Source organism: Amorphus sp. 3PC139-8, from assembly GCF_040750475.1.
Classification (GTDB): Bacteria; Pseudomonadota; Alphaproteobacteria; order Rhizobiales; family Amorphaceae; genus Amorphus.
The window spans coordinates 68,266-85,148 of record NZ_JABJVY010000011.1 but is presented as its reverse complement, the minus strand read 5'-3'; the positions used below and the strand labels follow the sequence as shown (position 1 = coordinate 85,148).

Sequence of the window (16,883 nt, the reverse complement as noted above, 5' to 3'; positions counted from 1 at the left end):
TCTGTGTTTCGATGGAGTGTCCGATGACCGTGACCGCACCCCACACCGTGTTCAGCCGCACCGCCGACGACTATGACGGCATGCGCCGGGGCCTCGTTCCCAGCTTCGATGCGTTCTACGGCAATGCCCTGGACGTCATCGACATTTGGCGGCGCGAGCGTGGCGAGGGGGTGGACGGTGGGTCGCCTTTGCGCCTGGTCGATCTCGGGATTGGGACGGGTCTCTTCTCCGCCATGGTGCTGGAGCGCAACCCGGATGCCAGGATTGCCGGTCTCGACTTCTCCGAAGGCATGCTGGCGGAGGCGGCGAAACGGTTCGACGGCGACGACCGGGTGACGCTTGCCAAGGCGGACCTGGCGACCGACGATATCGGCGGCCCGTGGGACCTCGCGCTCTCGGCGCTCGCGATCCATCATCTGGAGCACGAGGCGCAACGGTCGCTCTATGCCCGCGTCCGCAAGGCGCTCGCCCCCGGCGGTCTGTTCATCAACGCGGAAATGGTGCTCGGCCCGAGCGCGGAGGCGGAAGCGCGCTACGATCGGATCTGGCTCGACGACGTGACTGGGGCCGGCGTACCGGCCGAAGCGCTGGCCAAGGCGCGCCAGCGCATGGCGTTCGACCGCTGCGCCCATATCGAAGATCAGTTCGCCTGGCTACGCGCGGCAGGCTTTTCGGAGATCGATGTCACCTTCAAACGTTGGCGTTTCGCGGTGCTGACCGCGCGGGTCTAAAGCAATTTCAGGAAAAGTGGGAACCGGTTTTCCGTCCGAAATTGCGTCTTAACAATGGTTGGGCGCTGTCTGGCGAAGACGTGAATGACCGGACAGCGCCCATCAACCATCTGACGAGGTCAGCAGCCCGTCCGGATCGATGCCGAGCGTCACCTCGTCGCCGGGGGCGTAGGGCCGCGCCCCCGGTGCGTAGGCGACGAGGCGTTCGCCGGCCGGCCCCTCAAGGTCCAGGCGTTGGCGAACGCCTTCGAACAGGCTTGTGGCCACCTGGAATCGCAACCCGCCGCCGCCCACGATCGCCGCCTCCGGCCTGAAGGCGAGGGTGGTTGCCCCGTCCGGCTGGCCCGGAACGGGCGTGGTGCCGGTTGCCGTCGCAAAGATCCCGTCTTCGATCGTCCCGGAAAGCCGGTTCACCGGTCCGAAGAAGCCGGCGATATAGTCGCTCGCCGGGCGGTAGTAGACCTCGCGGGGGGTACCGATCTGGGCGATCGTGCCCCGGTTCATCACCACCAGCCGGTCGGCGAGGGTCAGGGCCTCGGCCTGATCGTGGGTGACGTAGACGGCGGTGGCGCCCTGGTCGCGGATCATGGCGGCGATCTCGGCGCGCAGGCCTTCCCGCAAGCCGGCATCGAGCGCCGTCAGCGGCTCGTCCAGAAGGATCATGCCGGAGCGTGGCGCGAGGGCGCGGGCGAGCGCGACGCGCTGGCGCTGACCGCCGGAGAGCTGGTCGACCCGTCGTCCGGCAAGTTCGGTCAGGCGCGCGGTGGCGAGAAGCTCGTCCACCCGTGCCTTTCGCTTCGCCCGAGACCAGCCCTGGACGCGGAGCCCATAGCCGATGTTGCCGGCGACCGACATGTGCGGAAACAGGGCGTAGGACTGGAACACCATGCCGACGCCGCGCTTTTCGATCGGGTGGGCGGTGACGTCGAGGCCGTCGAGGACGACCCGGCCGCCGGCGTCCGGCCGGTCGAGCCCGGCCACCAGCCGCAACAGCGTGGTCTTGCCGCACCCGGAGGGGCCGAGCAGCACGACCACCTCGCCGGCGGCGATGGTGAGGTCCACCGGCTCCAGCGCGCGGGTGCCGTCCGGATAGGTTTTGCTGCACCGGGTCAGTTGAAGCGTCTTGCCGGTCATGCCGCCGCCCTTACGCGCGGGCGAACCAGCTCGGCGATCGCCATTACCGTGCAGGCAAGTGCGATCAGCACCAGCGACATGGCGGCGGCGGAGGGCAGGTCGGCGCCACTATCGGAAATCTTGGAATAAAGCACCATGGGAAGAATCGGGATCTGGGTACCGGAAAGCGCCAGCGCGGTGCCGTAGGCGCCGAGCGCAACGGCGGCGCACAGCGCAAACGCGACCAGGCAGGCGGGCGCGACCTGGGGCAACAGGATGTCGATGAAGGCGCGAGCGGGCGAGGCACCCAGCGCCCGGGCGGCGTGGAGCTGCTCGGTCTCGAAATTCGCCACCACGGGGAAGATCACCAGCACGGCGCGCGGGATCAGATAGTAGCAGTAGGCGATGGCGAGGCCGGCTGGGGTGTAGATCAGCCCGCCGACGACGGCCGGGTCGGCGCCGAGATCGGCCAGCAGCATGGTGACGAAGCCGGATCGGCCGAACACCAGGATGAAGCCGTAGGCGACCACCAGCCCGGAGAAGGACAGCGGCACCGCGATCACGGTGAGCAGCGCGGTCCGCTTGGCGGGGGGGAGCGTGGCCAGATGCAGCGAGACGGCAAGCCCCACCACGGTGGAGGCGAACGGCGCCAGCGTGCCGAGCACGGCGGATCCGACGAGCCCGCGCCAGAACACCGGATCGTCGGCCATGGCGGCGAAGGCGCGGCCGCCGCCGCTCACCGCTTCGCCGACCACGCCGGCGAGCGGCCAGGCCAGAAAGAGGACGAGAAAGGCGCCGGCGGGGACCGCCAGCGCCCATTTCAGGATGGATGCGCGCATGAAGCCTCCGGCGCGCTGTCTCGGTCGGGCGACCTCATTGGCCGAGGACGGCCTTCTGCCAGGCGCTGTCGATTTTCGACTTCATGGCCTTCGCCTTGGCGACGTCCAGCGGCTGAAGCTGCGGTGCGGCCGGCATCATCTCGGCGACTTCGGCGGGAAGCTCCACGCCCGGCACGGAGGGGCGCACATAGCCGTCGGCGAAGCGGGCCTGGCCTTCGTCGGACATGATGAAGTTGAGCCAGAGCTTGCCGGCGGCCGGGTTCGGGCCGTCCTTCACCAGGCTGATGGCGTAGGGGGCGGCGGCGGAGGCTTCCTCCGGGATCACCACCTCGACGGCGTCGCCCATGCCGTCCTTGTACTTCGCCTTCAGGCCGTCATTCTCGTAGCCGACATAGATCGGGATCTCACCCTTGAGGAACTGCGCGTAAGGCGTGGTGCCGACGGTGCGCAGCACGTTGCCGGAGTCGTGCAGCTTCTTCAGATAGTCGATGCCGGGCTGCACGTTGTCCATCGTGCCGCCATTGCCCAGCGCTGCGGCGAACACGACCACCTGGCCCTGGCCCGTGGAGCGTGGATCCAGATAGACGATCGAGTTCTTGTACTTGGGATCGGCGAGATCGGCCCAGCTCTGGGGCACGTCGTCGACCAGGTTCTTGTTCACCAGGAAGGCGACGTTGAGGGTGTGAATGGTGAACCACTTGCCGTCGGCGGCCTTGAACGGCTCCGGCAGCTTTTCGAAATTCACCGGTTCGAACGGCGCGACCACGTCCTTGTCGGCGGCATCCAGCGCGGAGCCGGCGAAATAGTAGGCGGTGTCGGCCTGGGGGCGGTTCTTGGATTTCTCCAGCGCGACCACGGTCGCGGCCGAGCCGAGGTCGTTGTAGACCATCTCGACTTCCGGATAGCGCTCTTTGAACGCCTTGAACTGGGCGGCCCAGTTGGCCCATGTCGGGCCGGTGTCGAACGACACGACCATGCCCTGTTCGGCGGCCTGATCGTAGAGCGACTGCTCGCCGTCGTAGAGTTCCGGCCCGTCGAACGCGTGCGCGGTTGTCGCGAACGCGACGGCGGCCACCGCGGTGGCTACGAACATTTTCATGAAGCGGACTCCCTTTTGGTGGCCGCCGACAGCGTCGCCGCGGCCGTTCCGGTGAGAAGCGAAAGCACGAGCAGGATCACGGTCGCCGCACACGCGAACCCGGTGGCGCCGTAAAAGGCCTGCAGAAGGACGATCGGGTAGGTTCGATCGAGAAAGCCGGCGATCAGATTGGAGAGCTGGAACTCGCCGATGGAAATCGCCGCAACGGTGACGAGACCGGTCAGAAGGCTCGTCGCCGAAACCGGGACCACGATGTCGATCAGCCGCCGCCAGAAACCCGCCCCGAGCGACCCCGCGGCGGCCTCCAGTTCGCCGAGCTTCAGCGCCGCCATGTCGTTCATCAAGGTGGCGACCAGGTAAGGCAGCGTCAGCAGGACGTGACCGGCGACCAGCAGGAAGAACGAACCGAGCCAAGGCGTCGTCGCCGTGGAGAAGGCGATGATGAAGCCGAAGCCGAGGGTGATTTCCGGCGCGGCGACCGGCACCAGCATGACGAGACGAACCAGGCGCGAGGCACTGCGGCGCCCCGAGGTGACGGCGGCATAGGCGAGCGGAAGCCCGATCAGGGCGGCGACGATGCAGGTCGCACCGGTCACCCGAAGGCTGGTCCAGAACGCCCTGACGAAGCTCGGGTCGTCGAGGACGGCCCGGTACCATTCGCCGGTGAGGCCCGATGGCAACAGCGTATTGGTCCAGCTCTCGCCGAGCGAGCCGATGCCGAGCAGAGCGATCGGCAACGCCAGATAGACGAGATAGGCCCAGGTCACGAGCGCCATCGATCCCCCCTTCGTGATCGAGATTTTACATATCTTGTCGGAATGTAAGTTTTATGACGTCACGGTGAGGGCGGCGTCGCTGCCCGGATTGTCGAGGCTCGGCCGCTCTTCGAGGCGGAGCAGGTGGCCGGCGAGCCGGTCGATGGCGGCGTCGGCATCGCTGCAGGTGACCGCGCCGGGCACTTCCGGGGCGCCCTCGAGGGTCAGCACCAGCCGGTCCCAATGCAGGCCGAAGGCCATCTCTGACAGCGTGCCGTAGCCGCCGCCGACAGCGATCAGGGCGGTGCAGGCACGGGCGAGGATGGCGTTGCGGGCGGTGCCGATGCCGGTCGCGATCGGGATCGCGACATAAGGGTTGGCGCCGGTCCATTCCTCGTCCGGCAGAAAGCCCATCGGGGCGCCGCCGGCCTCCAGGTGGCCCTGACAGGCGGCTTCCATGACGCCGCCCTTGCCGCCGCAGGCCATCTGGAGGCCGAGGGTGGCGAGCGTGTAGCCGACCTCGTAGGCGATTGCCTCCTGGCGCGGCTTGGGTTCGCGCGGGCCGATCACGCCGACGGGCACGCGCCGCACGCGCTTGCCGCTCATTGCCAGCCTTAGCGCCTCGCGAGCCCCGACGCGGGTGAGGCTTGACGGCGCGGCGTCTTCGACCCAGTCGAGAAGCCAGGGATCGAATCGCATCTCTCCCCGCCAGATCGTGCCGTCGGCGCTACGCTTGAGAACTGGCATGCATGATCTCTCTTGTGATAGGCCGAAGCCGGATGAACGAAATCTTACATGATCCTGGAGCCATGGGCGAGCGGCGTGAGCGGATTCTTTCAGTCGTCCATGATGTCGGCTTCGTAACGATCGACCGGCTCGCCCAGGAGTTCGGCTGCTCGGCGCAGACGGTGCGGCGCGACCTGATCGCGATGGAAAGTGCCGGACTTCTGAAGCGGTTTCATGGCGGCGCTGGGCTGCCGGGATCGGTCGCCCGGCCGACCTATTCGGCCAAGCAGGTCACCAACACCGACGCCAAGGATCTGATCGGCGCAGCCGCCGCGCGCATCGTCGCCTCTGGCGATACCGTCTTCTTCGATGTCGGCACCACGGTCGAGGCGGCGGCACTGGGCCTGTGCGCGGTTCTGGGCGAAGGCCGTGTCGGCGACGTGCGCGCGGTCTGCGCGGGGCTTGCCACGGCTTCGCTGCTGGCCGGTGCCTCAGGGCTGACGGTCGAAGTGCTGCCCGGCGAGGTGCGCACCCCGGACGGCGCGATCACCGGGGCGAACACGGTCGCCGCTCTTGCCGACCTCCGGCTGGATCATGCCTTTCTCGGCGTTTCCGCCTTCGATGCCGACGGCAGCGCCTGGGATTTCGATCCGGCGAAGATCGCGGTGAAGCGCGCCGCCCTCGACGCCGCCAAGGACGGATGGGTGTTGGCCGACGCCACCAAATTCGCCCGCACGGCGGCACGGCGGGTCTGTCTGGCGCGGCATTTGCGGGGGGTGATTACCGACGTCGCGCCGCCGCCCGGCCCGGCGGAAGCGTTCGCGCTCGCCGACTGCGCGATCGTGGTGGGCGACTAAGCGGGAGCTGGTGCCCGCAGGAGCCGGCCGACTACTCCGGCTCGCCGTTGGCGCCGAATGTGGTCTTCGCGCAGACGACCAGGATGCGGGCCGGCTCCGCTCCGGCGGAGGCGTAGAGATGGCCGCGCCGGCTGTCGAAATAGGTGCTGTCGCCGGTCTCCAGCGTCAGCGGCTCGCGGTCCTCGAACGTGACCGTCAGCCGGCCGGCAAGCACCATCACGAATTCTTCGCCGGCGTGGCTGACGAACCGGTCGAAGCTCATCTTCTCGTGCGGCTGCAGGGTGCCCAGCATCGGCACCATCGCCTTGTTCCAGACCTCCGAGAACAGCATCTCGTAGACGTAGTTCTCGGTGACGTGGAGCGCGAACTCGCCCTTGCGCGCCACCGCGACCTGGCCGGGCTGGAAGCGCTCGCCCTCGGCGGAGAACAGCTCCGCCATGTCGACCCCGAGCCCGTCCGCAAGCTGGCCGAACCGGTCGTAGGTCAACGCCATTCGGCCGCGCTCCACCTTGGAGACGGTGGAAACGGCAAGTCCGGAGCGCGCCGCCACCTCCGCAAGCGTGAGCCCTTTGGAATGGCGGATCGCGCGTAGCCGCTCCCCCATCCGGATGCGGCGGTCGTCGGGCGCGGCTTTGGCGTCGAGCATCTTCTCCATCCTCCGGAATCTAAGCGCGTGGAGGAGGGGCGTCCATCGCGATTTTCCAATCGGAAAAATTCCGTTTTCCGATCGGAAAATCTCTGTTAGCGTTTTCGGATGATCTCAGCTTTGTCCCATTTCGATATCGTCATCATTGGAGCCGGTATCGCCGGCGCCTCGGTCGCGGCGGAGCTTGCCGACGGCCGCAGCGTGCTGCTGGTGGAGCGGGAAGCCCAGCCCGGTTACCACACCACCGGTCGCTCCGCGGCGCTGTTCACCGAGACCTATGGTCCGCCGGCGATCCGAGCGCTTTCGCGGGCATCGGCCCCGTTCTTCGTTGCGCCGCCGAGCGGCTTCTGCGCCAATCCGCTGCTGTCGCCGCGTGGCGTGTTGATGGTCGCGCGGGCCGACCAGGTTCCGGCGCTCGAGGCACTGGTGTCGGAGGTGGCGCCCCATGGCGGCGTGCGGATGCTGGATGGGGCCGAGGTGCGTCGGCTGGCGCCGCTTTTGCGCCCGGGCTACGCGGTCGCCGGCATGGCGGAGCCCGGCGGGCGCGACATCGACGTTCATGGTCTGCACCAGGGCTACCTGAAGCGGTTTCGCGCGGCAGGCGGTGAGATCCTGACGGGAGCCGATGTCCAGTCGCTGGTCCGTGCGGGCGATGGCTGGCGGATCGAGGCCGGTAAGACCATGGTCACGGCCGATGTGGTGGTGAATGCGGCCGGCGCCTGGGCCGACGAGATCGCGCGGCTTGCCGGCGCGGCACCGATCGGGCTGGTGCCGAAGCGGCGCACGGCCATGGTGGTGGCGGCGCCGGAGGGTGTCGATCCCGACAAGTGGCCGATGGTCGTCGACATCGACGAGCAATTCTACATGAAGCCGGATGCTGGCCGGCTTCTGATCTCGCCCGCCGACGAGACCCCGTCGCTGCCGTGCGACGCGCAGCCGGACGAATATGATGTCGCGCTTTGCGTCGACCGCATTGAGCGCGCGTTCGATCTCTCCGTCCGGCGCATCGAAAACAAGTGGGCGGGGCTCAGAAGCTTCGTGGCCGACAAAACCCCGGTTGCCGGCTACGATCCGGCCGTGCCCGGCTTCTTCTGGCTCGCCGGGCAGGGCGGTTACGGCATCCAGTCCGCGCCGGCGCTCGCTCGGGCCGCGGCCGCGCTGGTGCTGGGTCGGGCATTGCCGTTCGATATCGCCGGCGAGGGCGTCGCGGAAAGCGATCTCAGCCCCCAGCGTCTGGATCTCGCCGCATGATCGCGCTGGTCCCGATCGCGGCGGTCGTCTTCCTCGCGTCGGGCCTTGCGCTCGCCTACATCATCGGCGGTTCGGCGGTGCTCGCCTTTTTGGCGACCGACAACGGCCGCTATCTGGCGATCCTGCCGCAGCAGATCTTTTCCAAGATCGACGTCTTCGCCCTGATGGCGATGCCTTTGTTCATCCTGGCCGGCGAGGTCATGAATCGCGGCGGCGTCACCCGCGCGCTGATCGACCTTTCCATGTCCCTGGTCGGACGGCTGCGCGGTGGGCTCGGCCACGTCAATATCATGACCAGCGTGTTCTTTGCCGGGATCTCGGGTTCGGCGGTCGCCGATGCGGCCGCGCTGTCGAACACGCTGGTGCCGGCCATGCGCGAGCGCGGCTACTCCGACAATTATGCGTCGGCGGTGACGGCGGCCTCGTCGATCATCGGGCCGATCGTGCCGCCGTCGATCATCCTGATTTTCTATGGCGCGCTGATGCAGACCTCGGTGACGGCGCTGTTCCTTGCCGGCATCCTGCCGGGGCTGCTCCTCGCCGCCGCTCTGTTTGCCGTCAACGCATTCTTCGCCTGGCGCGAGGGCCATCCCCGCATGGAGCGCGGCGAGGCGCCGCCGCTGTTGCCGACGCTCGTTCGCTCCGCGCCGGCGCTGGTCCTGCCGGTCATCATCGTCGGTGGCATCGTGCTCGGCTGGATGACGCCGACGGAGGCGGCGGCCGTTGCCGTGTTCGTCGCGCTGGTGGCTGCGAACTTCTATGACGGACTGAAGCTGGGCGATCTCGCTGCCGGTCTGAAACGCACGGTCACGCTCTCCGGCTCGATCTTCATGATTCTGACGGCGATCGCCGCCCTCGGCCATTTGGGCGCGCTGGAGCGGTTGCCTCAGGCGATCTCGTCCGGGGTGGAAGGGCTCGGCCTCGGCCCGGTCGAGTACATGATCCTGTTGAACGTCCTTTTCCTGTTCGCGGGCATGCTTTTGGACGTACCGGTCGCGCTGGCGCTGCTGGTGCCGCTTCTGGCGCCGGTCGCGCTCGCCCAGGGCGCCGATCCCGTCCATCTCGGTATCGTGCTGTGCTTCAATCTGTGCATCGGCCTGGTGTCCCCGCCGCTCGGCGGCTGCCTGCTGGTGGTCTCGACCGTGACCAAGACGAACTACTGGCGACTCGCGCGCGCCGTGATTCCGTTCGTCGCCGTCGAGATCGTCGTGCTCGGGATTCTGGTTGCGGTGCCGGAGATCAGCCTGGCGATACCGCGCGCGTTCGGAGTGGTTGGCGGCGGATAGGGGACGCAGGTCTTCGGCCGCTGTTGAGACCTCAACAATCCAAAGGGGAAGCGGAGGACTATCGGATGTCTATCAAACACATGGCCGCGGCAGCGGCGCTCGTTTCCGCCGTCGCGCTCGCCGCGCCGGCCTCTGCACAGGTCAAGATCGCGCTCGACAGTCCGCCGAACGTGACGGAGTCCGGCAGCTATGCCTGGGCGCACGCCTTCAGCGAATATCTGAACGCCAACGGCATGGAGGCGGAAGAATATCAGCGTGGCGCGCTTGGCGGCGACGACGAGCTGTTCGATCAGGTCTCGCAAGGGCTTCTGGAGGTGGCGATGGAGCCGCTCGGCATCACGGCCTCGGTGGACAACCTGATCTACGGGCTGCGGCTGCCTTACTTCTTCAGCGGCATGGAGGAGATCGACAAGACGCTCTACGAGGGCGGCATGCTGGAGAAGATCAACGAGAAGCTGACGTCCTCCGGCGTGCGCGTGCTGGCCGTCGACACCGTCGGCCAAGGCATCGGCATCTTCAACACCAAGCATCCGGTCAAGACCATGGCCGACATGTCGGACCTGCGGATGCGCGCCCTCGACGAAAGCCAGATCGAGCTGTTCAAGGCTTGGGGCACCACCGGCACCATCGTGAGCTGGGCGGAGGTTCCGAACGCGCTGCAGACCGGCGTGGCCGACGGCTATCTGAACCCGCCGATCGTGCCGCTGCTGTTCGGCCACACCGACTTCATCAAATACTTCACCAATGCCGATATCGCGCCTTCGCTGCGCATCGCGATCGCCTCGGAGGACTGGTACCAGGGTCTGTCCGACGACGAGCGCAAGACGGTCGACGCCGCGGTCGAGGCGGCCAACAAGGCCAACCGCCAGTGGCTGAAGGAGCAGGGCGGCGTATTCGACCGGCTGAAGGAGGCCGGCGTCGAGATCACCGAGCTTTCGCCGGAGGCGCGCGCCGAATTCGAGAAGGCGTCCCAGACGACCTACACCAGCGGGCTTTTGAGCGCTGAGCAGGTCGAGATGTGGCAAAAGGCGAAGGGCGAGTAGTCCCGTGCGGGCGGTCGCGGCGCTTGGTCGGCTTTCCGATGGCCTCAACCGGCTCGCGCTGGTGGTGGCCATCATCGCGCTGATCGTGATGGCGGGTTCGGCCGGCTATCAGGTGATCGCCCGCTATATCTTCGATTCGCCTCCGATCTGGACCGAGGAGCTCGCTCGCCGCGCCATGGTGTGGGCGGGCATGCTGGGCGCTTCGGTCGCCTTCCACGAACGCTCCGACCCGACGCTGTTTCCGGGGGCGACCCGCACCAGCGGCGGTCTCGGCCGCCTGCTCGCGGCGATCCGGGCGGCCGGCGTCACCATTTTCGCGATTCCGGTCCTCTACTACTCCCTGTTCGGCCCGAACTGGACGCTGGCCCGCGGCTTCCTCGGACGCAGCCTGGGCCGCGAGGCGGAAATGCTGTCCGTTCCGATGATCTGGTTCACCGCCGCCGTCCCGGTCGCCTTCCTGATCATCATGGTCCACGTGGCCGCCTCGCTCGCGCGCTATCTCGCGACCGGCACGCCCCCTCCCGAGCACCATCACGCAGAAGACGAACCAGCATGAAGATTTTCATCGCTAGCATCTCCACGGAGACCAACTCGTTCTCGCCGCTTCCGACCGGCACCTTGACGTTCGAGGAGGGCGGGATCGCCCATGGCGACGCCTCGCAAAAGCCGATCCAGTACTGGTCCGGCCCGCTGAAGATCTGGCGCGAGGCCGGAGAGGCGGATGGAGCCACCGTGGTGGAAAGCCTGACGGCGCATGCCCAGCCGGCCGGCATTACGGTGCGCTCGGTCTATGAAGGCTTCCGCGACGAGATCCTGGTCGATCTCAAGGCCGCGCTGCCGGTGGACGTGGTGCTTCTGTCGCTGCACGGCGCCATGATCGCCGACGGCTACGACGATTGCGAGGGCGACCTGATCGCCCAGTGCCGCGCCGTGGCGGGCCCCGACACGGTGATCGGCGGCCTGCTGGATCCGCACTGCCACCTGACCGAGACCATGCTGGGCGAGGCCGACCTTCTGGTCGCCTACAAGGAATATCCCCACGTCGATATCCCCGACCGGGCACGCGACCTCTACCGTCTGGCGGTCGATGCCGCCTCCGGGCGCACCAAGCCGGTGATGCGCGATTTCGATTGCCGCATGATCGTGGCCATGCATACCCCGTTCGAGCCGATGCGCAGCTTCGTCGACGGGCTGTTGGAGCGCGAGCTGGAGCCGGGGGTGCTGTCGTTGTCGCTCGCTCATGGCTTTCCCTGGGGCGATCATCCCCGTGTCGGCGCGCGCATGCTGGCGATCACCGACGGGGATGCGGACAAGGCGAGCGCGCTTGCGTCCGAGCTGGGCATGAAGCTGTTTTCCCTGCGCAACGAGATCCTGCGGCCCTATCCCGATATTGAGGGCGCGCTCGACCGGGTTCAGGCGGCGACAGCCGGGCCGGTGGTGCTGGCCGACACGGCCGACAATGCCGGCGGCGGCGCGCCGGCCGATGCCACCTTTCTTCTGAAGGCGATCCTCGATCGCGGCATGCGCGATATCGCGACCGGCATCTATTGGGATCCGGTTGCCGTTCGCATCTGCCGCGAGGCGGGGGAGGGCGCCACCTTGAACCTCAGGCTCGGCGGCAAGTGCGGGCCGATGTCCGGCGATCCGCTCGACCTGGTGGTGACGGTGAAGAAGCTCGCCAGCGGGCTGACCCAGCGCTTCGGCACGCTCGATTCCAAGCTGGACGAAATGGTCTGGCTGGAAGCGAACGGCGTCGACATCGTCGTCAACGATCTGCGCACCCAGACCTTCCATCCCGACGCCTTCACCGGCCTCGGGATCGATCTGTCGGCGAAGAAGGCCGTTTGCGTGAAGTCGTCCCAGCACTTTTATGCCGGCTTTTCGCCGATCGCCTCGGAGGTGATCCACGTGGCGACGCCGGGCGCGATCACCCCGGACTACGCCAACATTCCCTACACCAAGCGTGCGCCGACCTACTGGCCGAAAGTGGAGAACCCGTTCGCATGAGCAATCCTCTGATCGCCGATCGCGACGCGTTCGCCGCCGCCCATCCCGAACAGCGCGTCACGCTCAATGGCCGGGAATGGGGCGTGATCGAGGCCGGCGATCAGGGGCCGGTGCTGCTCCTGGTGCCGGGCACGCTTGGGCGGGGCGACATTTTCTGGCAGCAGATCCGGGCGCTGAAGGACCGCGCGCGCATCCTCGCCGTGACCTATCCGGCGTCCGGCGGGGTTTCGGAATGGACGGATGACCTGAAGGCGCTGCTCGACCTGCGCGGCGTGGATCGGGCGACGGTGCTCGGCTCGTCGCTCGGCGGCTATCTGGTCCAGTATTTCGCGGCGCGCTATCCCGACAAGGTCGCGCGCCTGTTGCCGGCAAATACGCTGGTCTCCACCGAGGCCTCGCGGTCGCGTCCGCCCTACACCTCCGATCTCGACGCCGCGCCGATCGAGGAGCTCCGCGCCGGCTTTGCCATGGGGCTCGGCGCTTGGCGCGAGGCGCATCCCGACCAGGCCGACCTGGTGGACCTTTTGTTGGCCGAAGTCGGCGGGCGCATTCCGGAAATTGAGCTGCGGTCGCGGCTGAACGGCATCAAGAAGGCGCCGCCGCTGCCGAAGCTCGATTTTACTAAGGACCGGATTGCGACCATCGAGGGCGACGACGACCCGCTGATCACCAAGGAAATGCGGGAGGAGGCGCGCGCATTGCTTCAGCCGGGCACGGCCTATCGTTTCGCCTGGGGCGGTCATTTTCCCTATGTGGTGCGACCGGAACCCTACGTCTCGTTGCTTGAAACCGAGCTCGGCCTGCCGGTCACCGGCGAGGGCTGGGGCATGGATGCGGTGCGAGTGAAATGATCGTTCTGTCGGAAAAGGACGTCGAGGCGCTGCTTCCTATGGAAACGGCGATCGAGGTGGTTGCGGCCACCATGGCGTCGGTCTCCAAGGGCGGGGCGACGCTGCCGCTGCGCTCCATCATGTCGGTCGGCGGACCCAACATGCTGGGCATGATGCCCGGCGCGATCGAGGCGCCCGGGTGCTACGGCGTCAAGCTGATCAGCCTGTTTCCGGAGAACCCGGCCTTCGGCTACTCCTCCCATCAAGGGGCGATGGTGCTGTTCGAGCCGGTCCATGGCGGCGTTCTCGCGATGATGAATGCCGGCCGGCTGACGGCTGTGCGCACGGCGGCGGCGAGTGCGGTGGCGACGCGAGCGCTGGCGGAGGAAGAGGCGAGCGTGCTGGCGATCATCGGCACCGGCGAGCAGGCGGAGCATCATCTGGATGCGATGCTCGCGGTGCGGCCGATCCGACGCGTGCGTGTGGCCGGACGGCGCGCGGAGCGGGCCGAGGCGTTCGTGGCGCTGGCCCGCGGGCGCTATCCGGATGTGACGTTCGAGGCGGGCACCGACGTGAAGGCCGCGGTGATCGGCGCCGGCATCGTCTGTACCGTCACGGCGGCGGCGGAGCCGGTGCTGTTCGGGGCCTGGATCGCGCCGGGAACGCACGTCAACGCCGTCGGTGCTTCGGTGCCGACCAAGACCGAGATCGATCAGGACCTGGTCGTGCGCTCCGCGCTGTTTGCCGACTATCGCCCCTCCATCTTCGCACAGGCCGGCGAGTTGATCGCCGCACTCGAAGCCGGGCGGGTCGGCGAGGACCACGTCCTGGCGGAGATTGGCGAGGTGGTGGCCGGCGGTCATCCCGGTCGCACCGATCCCTCTCAGATCACGCTCTATCGCTCCCTCGGCATTGCCGCTCAGGATCTCGCCTGCGCCTACCATTGCTGGGAAACGGCCAAGGCCAAAGGGGTCGGCATCGAGGCCTCGATCGAATAGGTTTTGCACGCTTCGGGCCGATCGTTCGAAAGCCCGAGGGCGAGACCTATTCGACGAAAAGGGAGCGGCGATCGGGCCGAGCGTGCCCGAAAAGGTCTGCCGCTCCAACGGAGGACCAAGATGAGCATGAGCGATCGCATTCGCGTGACGCATGTTGGCAGCCTGGTGCGCCCGCCGGAAATCGCTGAGCTGGCGACGGCGATCGAAAACGGCGAGCCCGTCGACCAGACCCGATTCGATCAGGTCGTCGGGTCGGCGATCAAGGACGTGGTGCGCCACCAGAAAGATGTCGGTGTCGACATCGTCTCCGATGGCGAGTTCGGCAAAGTCCGTAGCTGGGCGCACTACGTGGTCGACCGGCTGGACGGGTTCGAAGAGCGCGACGTGGAGACCGCTGCCGGTCTCGGCAAGGATGCGCGGCTATTCCCGGAATTCTACGAGGAATATTTCCCGACCCAGAAGCTGCCGAAGCGCGGCGTCATGGCTGCCGTCGCGCCGATCCGCTATATCGGCTACGACGCTGTGCGCGCCGATATCGCCCGCTTCAAGGCCGCGCTCGAAGGCGTCGACGGAATCGAAGGCTTCCTGCCGGTGGTTGCGCCCACCAGCGCCGTGCCGCGCCATGCCAACGACTACTATGCGAGCGAAGAAGAGTTCCTGTTCGCCGTCGCCGACGCCATGCACGAGGAATATAAGGAGATTGTCGACGCCGGGCTGATCGTTCAGGTCGACGACGCCTTTATTCCGTACATGTATGACATCGCCTTCGCCGACAAGCCGATGTCGGATTATCTCGCCTGGGCGGAGATGCAGGTTGCCGCCGTCAATCGTGCGCTCGAAGGGCTGCCGGAAGACCGGGTCCGCTATCACATCTGCTGGGGCAGCTTTAATACGCCGCACACCACCGACGTCGCCCTTGCCGATATCGTCAACCTGGTCACCCAGGTGAAGGCGGGCGCCTACTGCATCGAGATGGCGAACCCGCGCCATGCCCATGAATGGAAGGTGTGGGAGACGGCGAAACTGCCGGCCGGGCGAAAGCTCGTCCCCGGTTGCGTCTCGCACTCCACGAACGTGGTGGAACATCCCGAGCTGGTCGCCGAACGTCTGGTGCGCCTGGCGAAGCTGGTCGGCCGGGAGAACCTCATGGCCGGCACCGATTGCGGCTTTTCCCAGAGCCCGCGCTCGCGACGGGTGCACGAGTCGATCCAGTGGGCGAAGCTGAAGGCCTTGGCCGACGGCGCTCGCATCGCCTCCGAAGAGCTTTGGGGAAAGAAGGCAGCTTAGAGCATGCCACGTTCAAATTGCCTCAATTTGAACGCCAGACCGGTTCGGCTTTTCGCCGGAAGAGGTGCGACGGGCGGCGAAGGAGATCTCTCCTTCGCCGAATCGGGCCGGATCAGTAGCGCAGGCCGGCGGTCGCCAGGGCGTTGGCCGTCTCCCAATCCACGGCGGAGACCCGGTTGCGGCCGGAATTCTTCGAGATGTAGAGCGCGTTGTCGGCCGCCGTCATGACCGTCTCCAAGGACATGCCCATACCGTGATTTGAGCTGATGCCAAGGCTCACCGTGAACGACAGCGTTTCGTCCCGAGTCTCGATCTTTTCGCTCGCAACCGCGCTCCGAATCCGTTCGGCCAGGTTCACGCCGTCGCCCGCCGAGGTGTTGGTGAGCAGGACGGCGAATTCCTCACCCCCGATTCGGGCCGGCACGTCGGTCTCGCGGCAAGTCCGGCGCAGAACCTCCGCCAGGCGGCGGATGACCTCGTCGCCGGTCGGATGGCCATGGGTGTCGTTGATGGACTTGAAGCGGTCGATGTCCAGAATGATCACGCAATAGGGCTCGTTGAACCGGCGCGATCGCTCGATCTGGCGCTGAAGGGCAGAATAGAAGGCGCGGCGATTGGCAAGCCCGCAGAGCTCATCCGTGCCGGCGAGTTCCGCGATCCGTTGCTCCGCCTGTCGACGGGCGCGCTCGTGTATCAGGATCGTTCCGAGCAGCAGAACCCCGGCCACACGCACGATGCTGGAGGGAATGAACGTGTCCTCCAACACGCGCAGCGCAATGGTCCATGGCAGTAGGAAGGCCGCGAACGTGGTGAAGGGCGACAGCAGCGCTATGATCGTTAGGATTTTGAAATCCACGGCTTTTTCGCCATTTCGGCGCAGGACATAATAGCCGAACAGGCTGATGAGCGCGCTGAGGACGATGACCAAGCTTCCGGGATAGGCGCCGACGCCACCCAAATAGAGACGGTACGCGATCGCGAGTGCCGCACTGATGGCGGCTGCCACCGGACCGCCGAACAGGCCGGCGAGAATCACTAAGGTGGTTCGCGAATCGACAATCAGACCCGGCCGCAAATGGACGGGATCGACCATGGCCAGAACGGCGCCGAGGCCGAACAGGACCCCGAGAATGACGGCTTCGATGGCGTTGTCTTTCAGCCGTTGCGGTACGACCGAATAGGCCACGGCGACGACCGCGATCAGGCCGGCATTGCGAAGAAGCGCGATCGAGAGGTCGAACATGGCCAGCTCCTACACGCTCCCGCCAGGCCCCGGCCACATCGAAGTCGATGACGGGACGACAATGATTTCAGGACCGCGTCGCGTGCGCAATTGGAACGTTGGTGACGGCTCGCGATCGCGTTCCGTCCGAACGTCTATCGCTGACATCCGTGGTCACGAGGATCAATAAATT

Annotated in this window: 17 protein-coding genes; 10 read left to right on the top strand and 7 right to left on the bottom strand. The window is 66.8% G+C overall.

The annotated features are described in order from the left end of the window. Window positions 1-23 precede the first annotated feature (23 nt). Window positions 24-731: a methyltransferase gene (locus tag HNS03_RS12425; protein ID WP_367195687.1), complete on the top strand. Its 708-nt coding sequence runs from the start codon at window positions 24-26 to the stop codon at window positions 729-731. Window positions 732-833: 102 nt separating this feature from the next. On the opposite strand, the gene HNS03_RS12420 is transcribed toward HNS03_RS12425, so the two are convergent. Genes HNS03_RS12420 through HNS03_RS12400 form a run of 5 tightly spaced genes read right to left on the bottom strand, consistent with a single transcriptional unit; the run spans window position 834 to window position 5,284 of the window. After that, entirely contained in the window at window positions 834-1,865 is a 1,032-nt protein-coding gene (locus HNS03_RS12420; RefSeq protein WP_367195686.1) for an ABC transporter ATP-binding protein, read from the bottom strand. After that, window positions 1,862-2,683 carry an ABC transporter permease gene (locus HNS03_RS12415; protein ID WP_367195684.1) on the bottom strand — a complete coding sequence of 274 codons (822 nt, stop codon included), beginning with the start codon at window positions 2,681-2,683 and terminating at the stop codon, window positions 1,862-1,864. Before HNS03_RS12415 ends, HNS03_RS12420 begins: the two co-directional genes overlap by 4 nt. Window positions 2,684-2,717: 34 nt before the next feature. Continuing rightward, complete coding sequence (locus HNS03_RS12410; RefSeq protein WP_367195682.1) at window positions 2,718-3,782, bottom strand: extracellular solute-binding protein; 1,065 nt, start codon at window positions 3,780-3,782, stop codon at window positions 2,718-2,720. Beyond that, the gene (locus tag HNS03_RS12405; protein ID WP_367195681.1) at window positions 3,779-4,558 is read right to left on the bottom strand and encodes an ABC transporter permease; all 780 of its coding nucleotides are present in this window, start codon (window positions 4,556-4,558) and stop codon (window positions 3,779-3,781) included. The genes HNS03_RS12410 and HNS03_RS12405 overlap by 4 nt, the downstream gene beginning before the upstream one ends. A gap of 51 nt (window positions 4,559-4,609) precedes the next feature. Continuing rightward, window positions 4,610-5,284, bottom strand: a complete 675-nt coding sequence (locus HNS03_RS12400; RefSeq protein ID WP_367195680.1) for a TIGR00725 family protein — start codon at window positions 5,282-5,284, stop codon at window positions 4,610-4,612. Window positions 5,285-5,346: 62 nt separating this feature from the next. Here HNS03_RS12400 and HNS03_RS12395 point away from each other — a divergent pair, with 62 nt between their 5' ends. Then, the gene (locus tag HNS03_RS12395) at window positions 5,347-6,120 is read left to right on the top strand and encodes a DeoR/GlpR family DNA-binding transcription regulator (protein ID WP_367195678.1); all 774 of its coding nucleotides are present in this window, start codon (window positions 5,347-5,349) and stop codon (window positions 6,118-6,120) included. Between the two features lie 31 nt (window positions 6,121-6,151). Here HNS03_RS12395 and HNS03_RS12390 read toward each other — a convergent pair whose 3' ends face one another. Further along, a complete protein-coding gene (locus HNS03_RS12390; RefSeq protein ID WP_367195677.1) occupies window positions 6,152-6,766 on the bottom strand; it encodes a helix-turn-helix domain-containing protein in 615 nt (204 codons plus the stop codon). Window positions 6,767-6,874: 108 nt separating this feature from the next. Between HNS03_RS12390 and HNS03_RS12385 the strand changes: the two genes are divergently transcribed. The 8 genes from HNS03_RS12385 (at window position 6,875) to HNS03_RS12350 (ending at window position 15,468) form a co-directional block, all read left to right on the top strand. Further along, on the top strand, window positions 6,875-8,017 hold the full coding sequence (locus HNS03_RS12385; RefSeq protein WP_367195676.1) for an NAD(P)/FAD-dependent oxidoreductase: 1,143 nt from the start codon (window positions 6,875-6,877) through the stop codon (window positions 8,015-8,017). Continuing rightward, complete coding sequence (locus HNS03_RS12380; protein ID WP_367195675.1) at window positions 8,014-9,303, top strand: TRAP transporter large permease; 1,290 nt, start codon at window positions 8,014-8,016, stop codon at window positions 9,301-9,303. Before HNS03_RS12385 ends, HNS03_RS12380 begins: the two co-directional genes overlap by 4 nt. A 65-nt stretch (window positions 9,304-9,368) precedes the next feature. Next, window positions 9,369-10,346 (top strand): TRAP transporter substrate-binding protein, encoded by a 978-nt coding sequence (locus tag HNS03_RS12375; protein ID WP_367195674.1) that lies wholly within the window; start codon window positions 9,369-9,371, stop codon window positions 10,344-10,346. Window positions 10,347-10,350: 4 nt separating this feature from the next. Further along, complete coding sequence (locus tag HNS03_RS12370) at window positions 10,351-10,902, top strand: TRAP transporter small permease (RefSeq protein ID WP_367195672.1); 552 nt, start codon at window positions 10,351-10,353, stop codon at window positions 10,900-10,902. After that, window positions 10,899-12,353 (top strand): M81 family metallopeptidase, encoded by a 1,455-nt coding sequence (locus HNS03_RS12365; protein WP_367195671.1) that lies wholly within the window; start codon window positions 10,899-10,901, stop codon window positions 12,351-12,353. The genes HNS03_RS12370 and HNS03_RS12365 overlap by 4 nt, the downstream gene beginning before the upstream one ends. Beyond that, window positions 12,350-13,204: an alpha/beta fold hydrolase gene (locus tag HNS03_RS12360; protein WP_367195669.1), complete on the top strand. Its 855-nt coding sequence runs from the start codon at window positions 12,350-12,352 to the stop codon at window positions 13,202-13,204. The genes HNS03_RS12365 and HNS03_RS12360 overlap by 4 nt, the downstream gene beginning before the upstream one ends. Continuing rightward, the gene (locus HNS03_RS12355) at window positions 13,201-14,181 is read left to right on the top strand and encodes an ornithine cyclodeaminase family protein (RefSeq protein ID WP_367195668.1); all 981 of its coding nucleotides are present in this window, start codon (window positions 13,201-13,203) and stop codon (window positions 14,179-14,181) included. Before HNS03_RS12360 ends, HNS03_RS12355 begins: the two co-directional genes overlap by 4 nt. A 120-nt stretch (window positions 14,182-14,301) precedes the next feature. Then, the gene (locus tag HNS03_RS12350; RefSeq protein ID WP_367195666.1) at window positions 14,302-15,468 is read left to right on the top strand and encodes a cobalamin-independent methionine synthase II family protein; all 1,167 of its coding nucleotides are present in this window, start codon (window positions 14,302-14,304) and stop codon (window positions 15,466-15,468) included. A 112-nt stretch (window positions 15,469-15,580) separates the two neighbouring features. On the opposite strand, the gene HNS03_RS12345 is transcribed toward HNS03_RS12350, so the two are convergent. Then, window positions 15,581-16,711 carry a GGDEF domain-containing protein gene (locus HNS03_RS12345; protein WP_367195665.1) on the bottom strand — a complete coding sequence of 377 codons (1,131 nt, stop codon included), beginning with the start codon at window positions 16,709-16,711 and terminating at the stop codon, window positions 15,581-15,583. Window positions 16,712-16,883 lie beyond the last annotated feature (172 nt).

Excerpts from the sequence above, each read along its gene's own strand:
- HNS03_RS12425 (WP_367195687.1), top strand. The coding sequence starts at position 24 with ATGACCGTGACCGCACCCCACACCGTGTTCAGCCGCACCGCCGACGAC.
- HNS03_RS12420 (WP_367195686.1), bottom strand. The coding sequence starts at position 1,865 with ATGACCGGCAAGACGCTTCAACTGACCCGGTGCAGCAAAACCTATCCG.
- HNS03_RS12415 (WP_367195684.1), bottom strand. The coding sequence starts at position 2,683 with ATGCGCGCATCCATCCTGAAATGGGCGCTGGCGGTCCCCGCCGGCGCC.
- HNS03_RS12410 (WP_367195682.1), bottom strand. The coding sequence starts at position 3,782 with ATGAAAATGTTCGTAGCCACCGCGGTGGCCGCCGTCGCGTTCGCGACA.
- HNS03_RS12405 (WP_367195681.1), bottom strand. The coding sequence starts at position 4,558 with ATGGCGCTCGTGACCTGGGCCTATCTCGTCTATCTGGCGTTGCCGATC.
- HNS03_RS12400 (WP_367195680.1), bottom strand. The coding sequence starts at position 5,284 with ATGCCAGTTCTCAAGCGTAGCGCCGACGGCACGATCTGGCGGGGAGAG.
- HNS03_RS12395 (WP_367195678.1), top strand. The coding sequence starts at position 5,347 with ATGGGCGAGCGGCGTGAGCGGATTCTTTCAGTCGTCCATGATGTCGGC.
- HNS03_RS12390 (WP_367195677.1), bottom strand. The coding sequence starts at position 6,766 with ATGCTCGACGCCAAAGCCGCGCCCGACGACCGCCGCATCCGGATGGGG.
- HNS03_RS12385 (WP_367195676.1), top strand. The coding sequence starts at position 6,875 with ATGATCTCAGCTTTGTCCCATTTCGATATCGTCATCATTGGAGCCGGT.
- HNS03_RS12380 (WP_367195675.1), top strand. The coding sequence starts at position 8,014 with ATGATCGCGCTGGTCCCGATCGCGGCGGTCGTCTTCCTCGCGTCGGGC.
- HNS03_RS12375 (WP_367195674.1), top strand. The coding sequence starts at position 9,369 with ATGTCTATCAAACACATGGCCGCGGCAGCGGCGCTCGTTTCCGCCGTC.
- HNS03_RS12365 (WP_367195671.1), top strand. The coding sequence starts at position 10,899 with ATGAAGATTTTCATCGCTAGCATCTCCACGGAGACCAACTCGTTCTCG.
- HNS03_RS12360 (WP_367195669.1), top strand. The coding sequence starts at position 12,350 with ATGAGCAATCCTCTGATCGCCGATCGCGACGCGTTCGCCGCCGCCCAT.
- HNS03_RS12355 (WP_367195668.1), top strand. The coding sequence starts at position 13,201 with ATGATCGTTCTGTCGGAAAAGGACGTCGAGGCGCTGCTTCCTATGGAA.
- HNS03_RS12350 (WP_367195666.1), top strand. The coding sequence starts at position 14,302 with ATGAGCATGAGCGATCGCATTCGCGTGACGCATGTTGGCAGCCTGGTG.
- HNS03_RS12345 (WP_367195665.1), bottom strand. The coding sequence starts at position 16,711 with ATGTTCGACCTCTCGATCGCGCTTCTTCGCAATGCCGGCCTGATCGCG.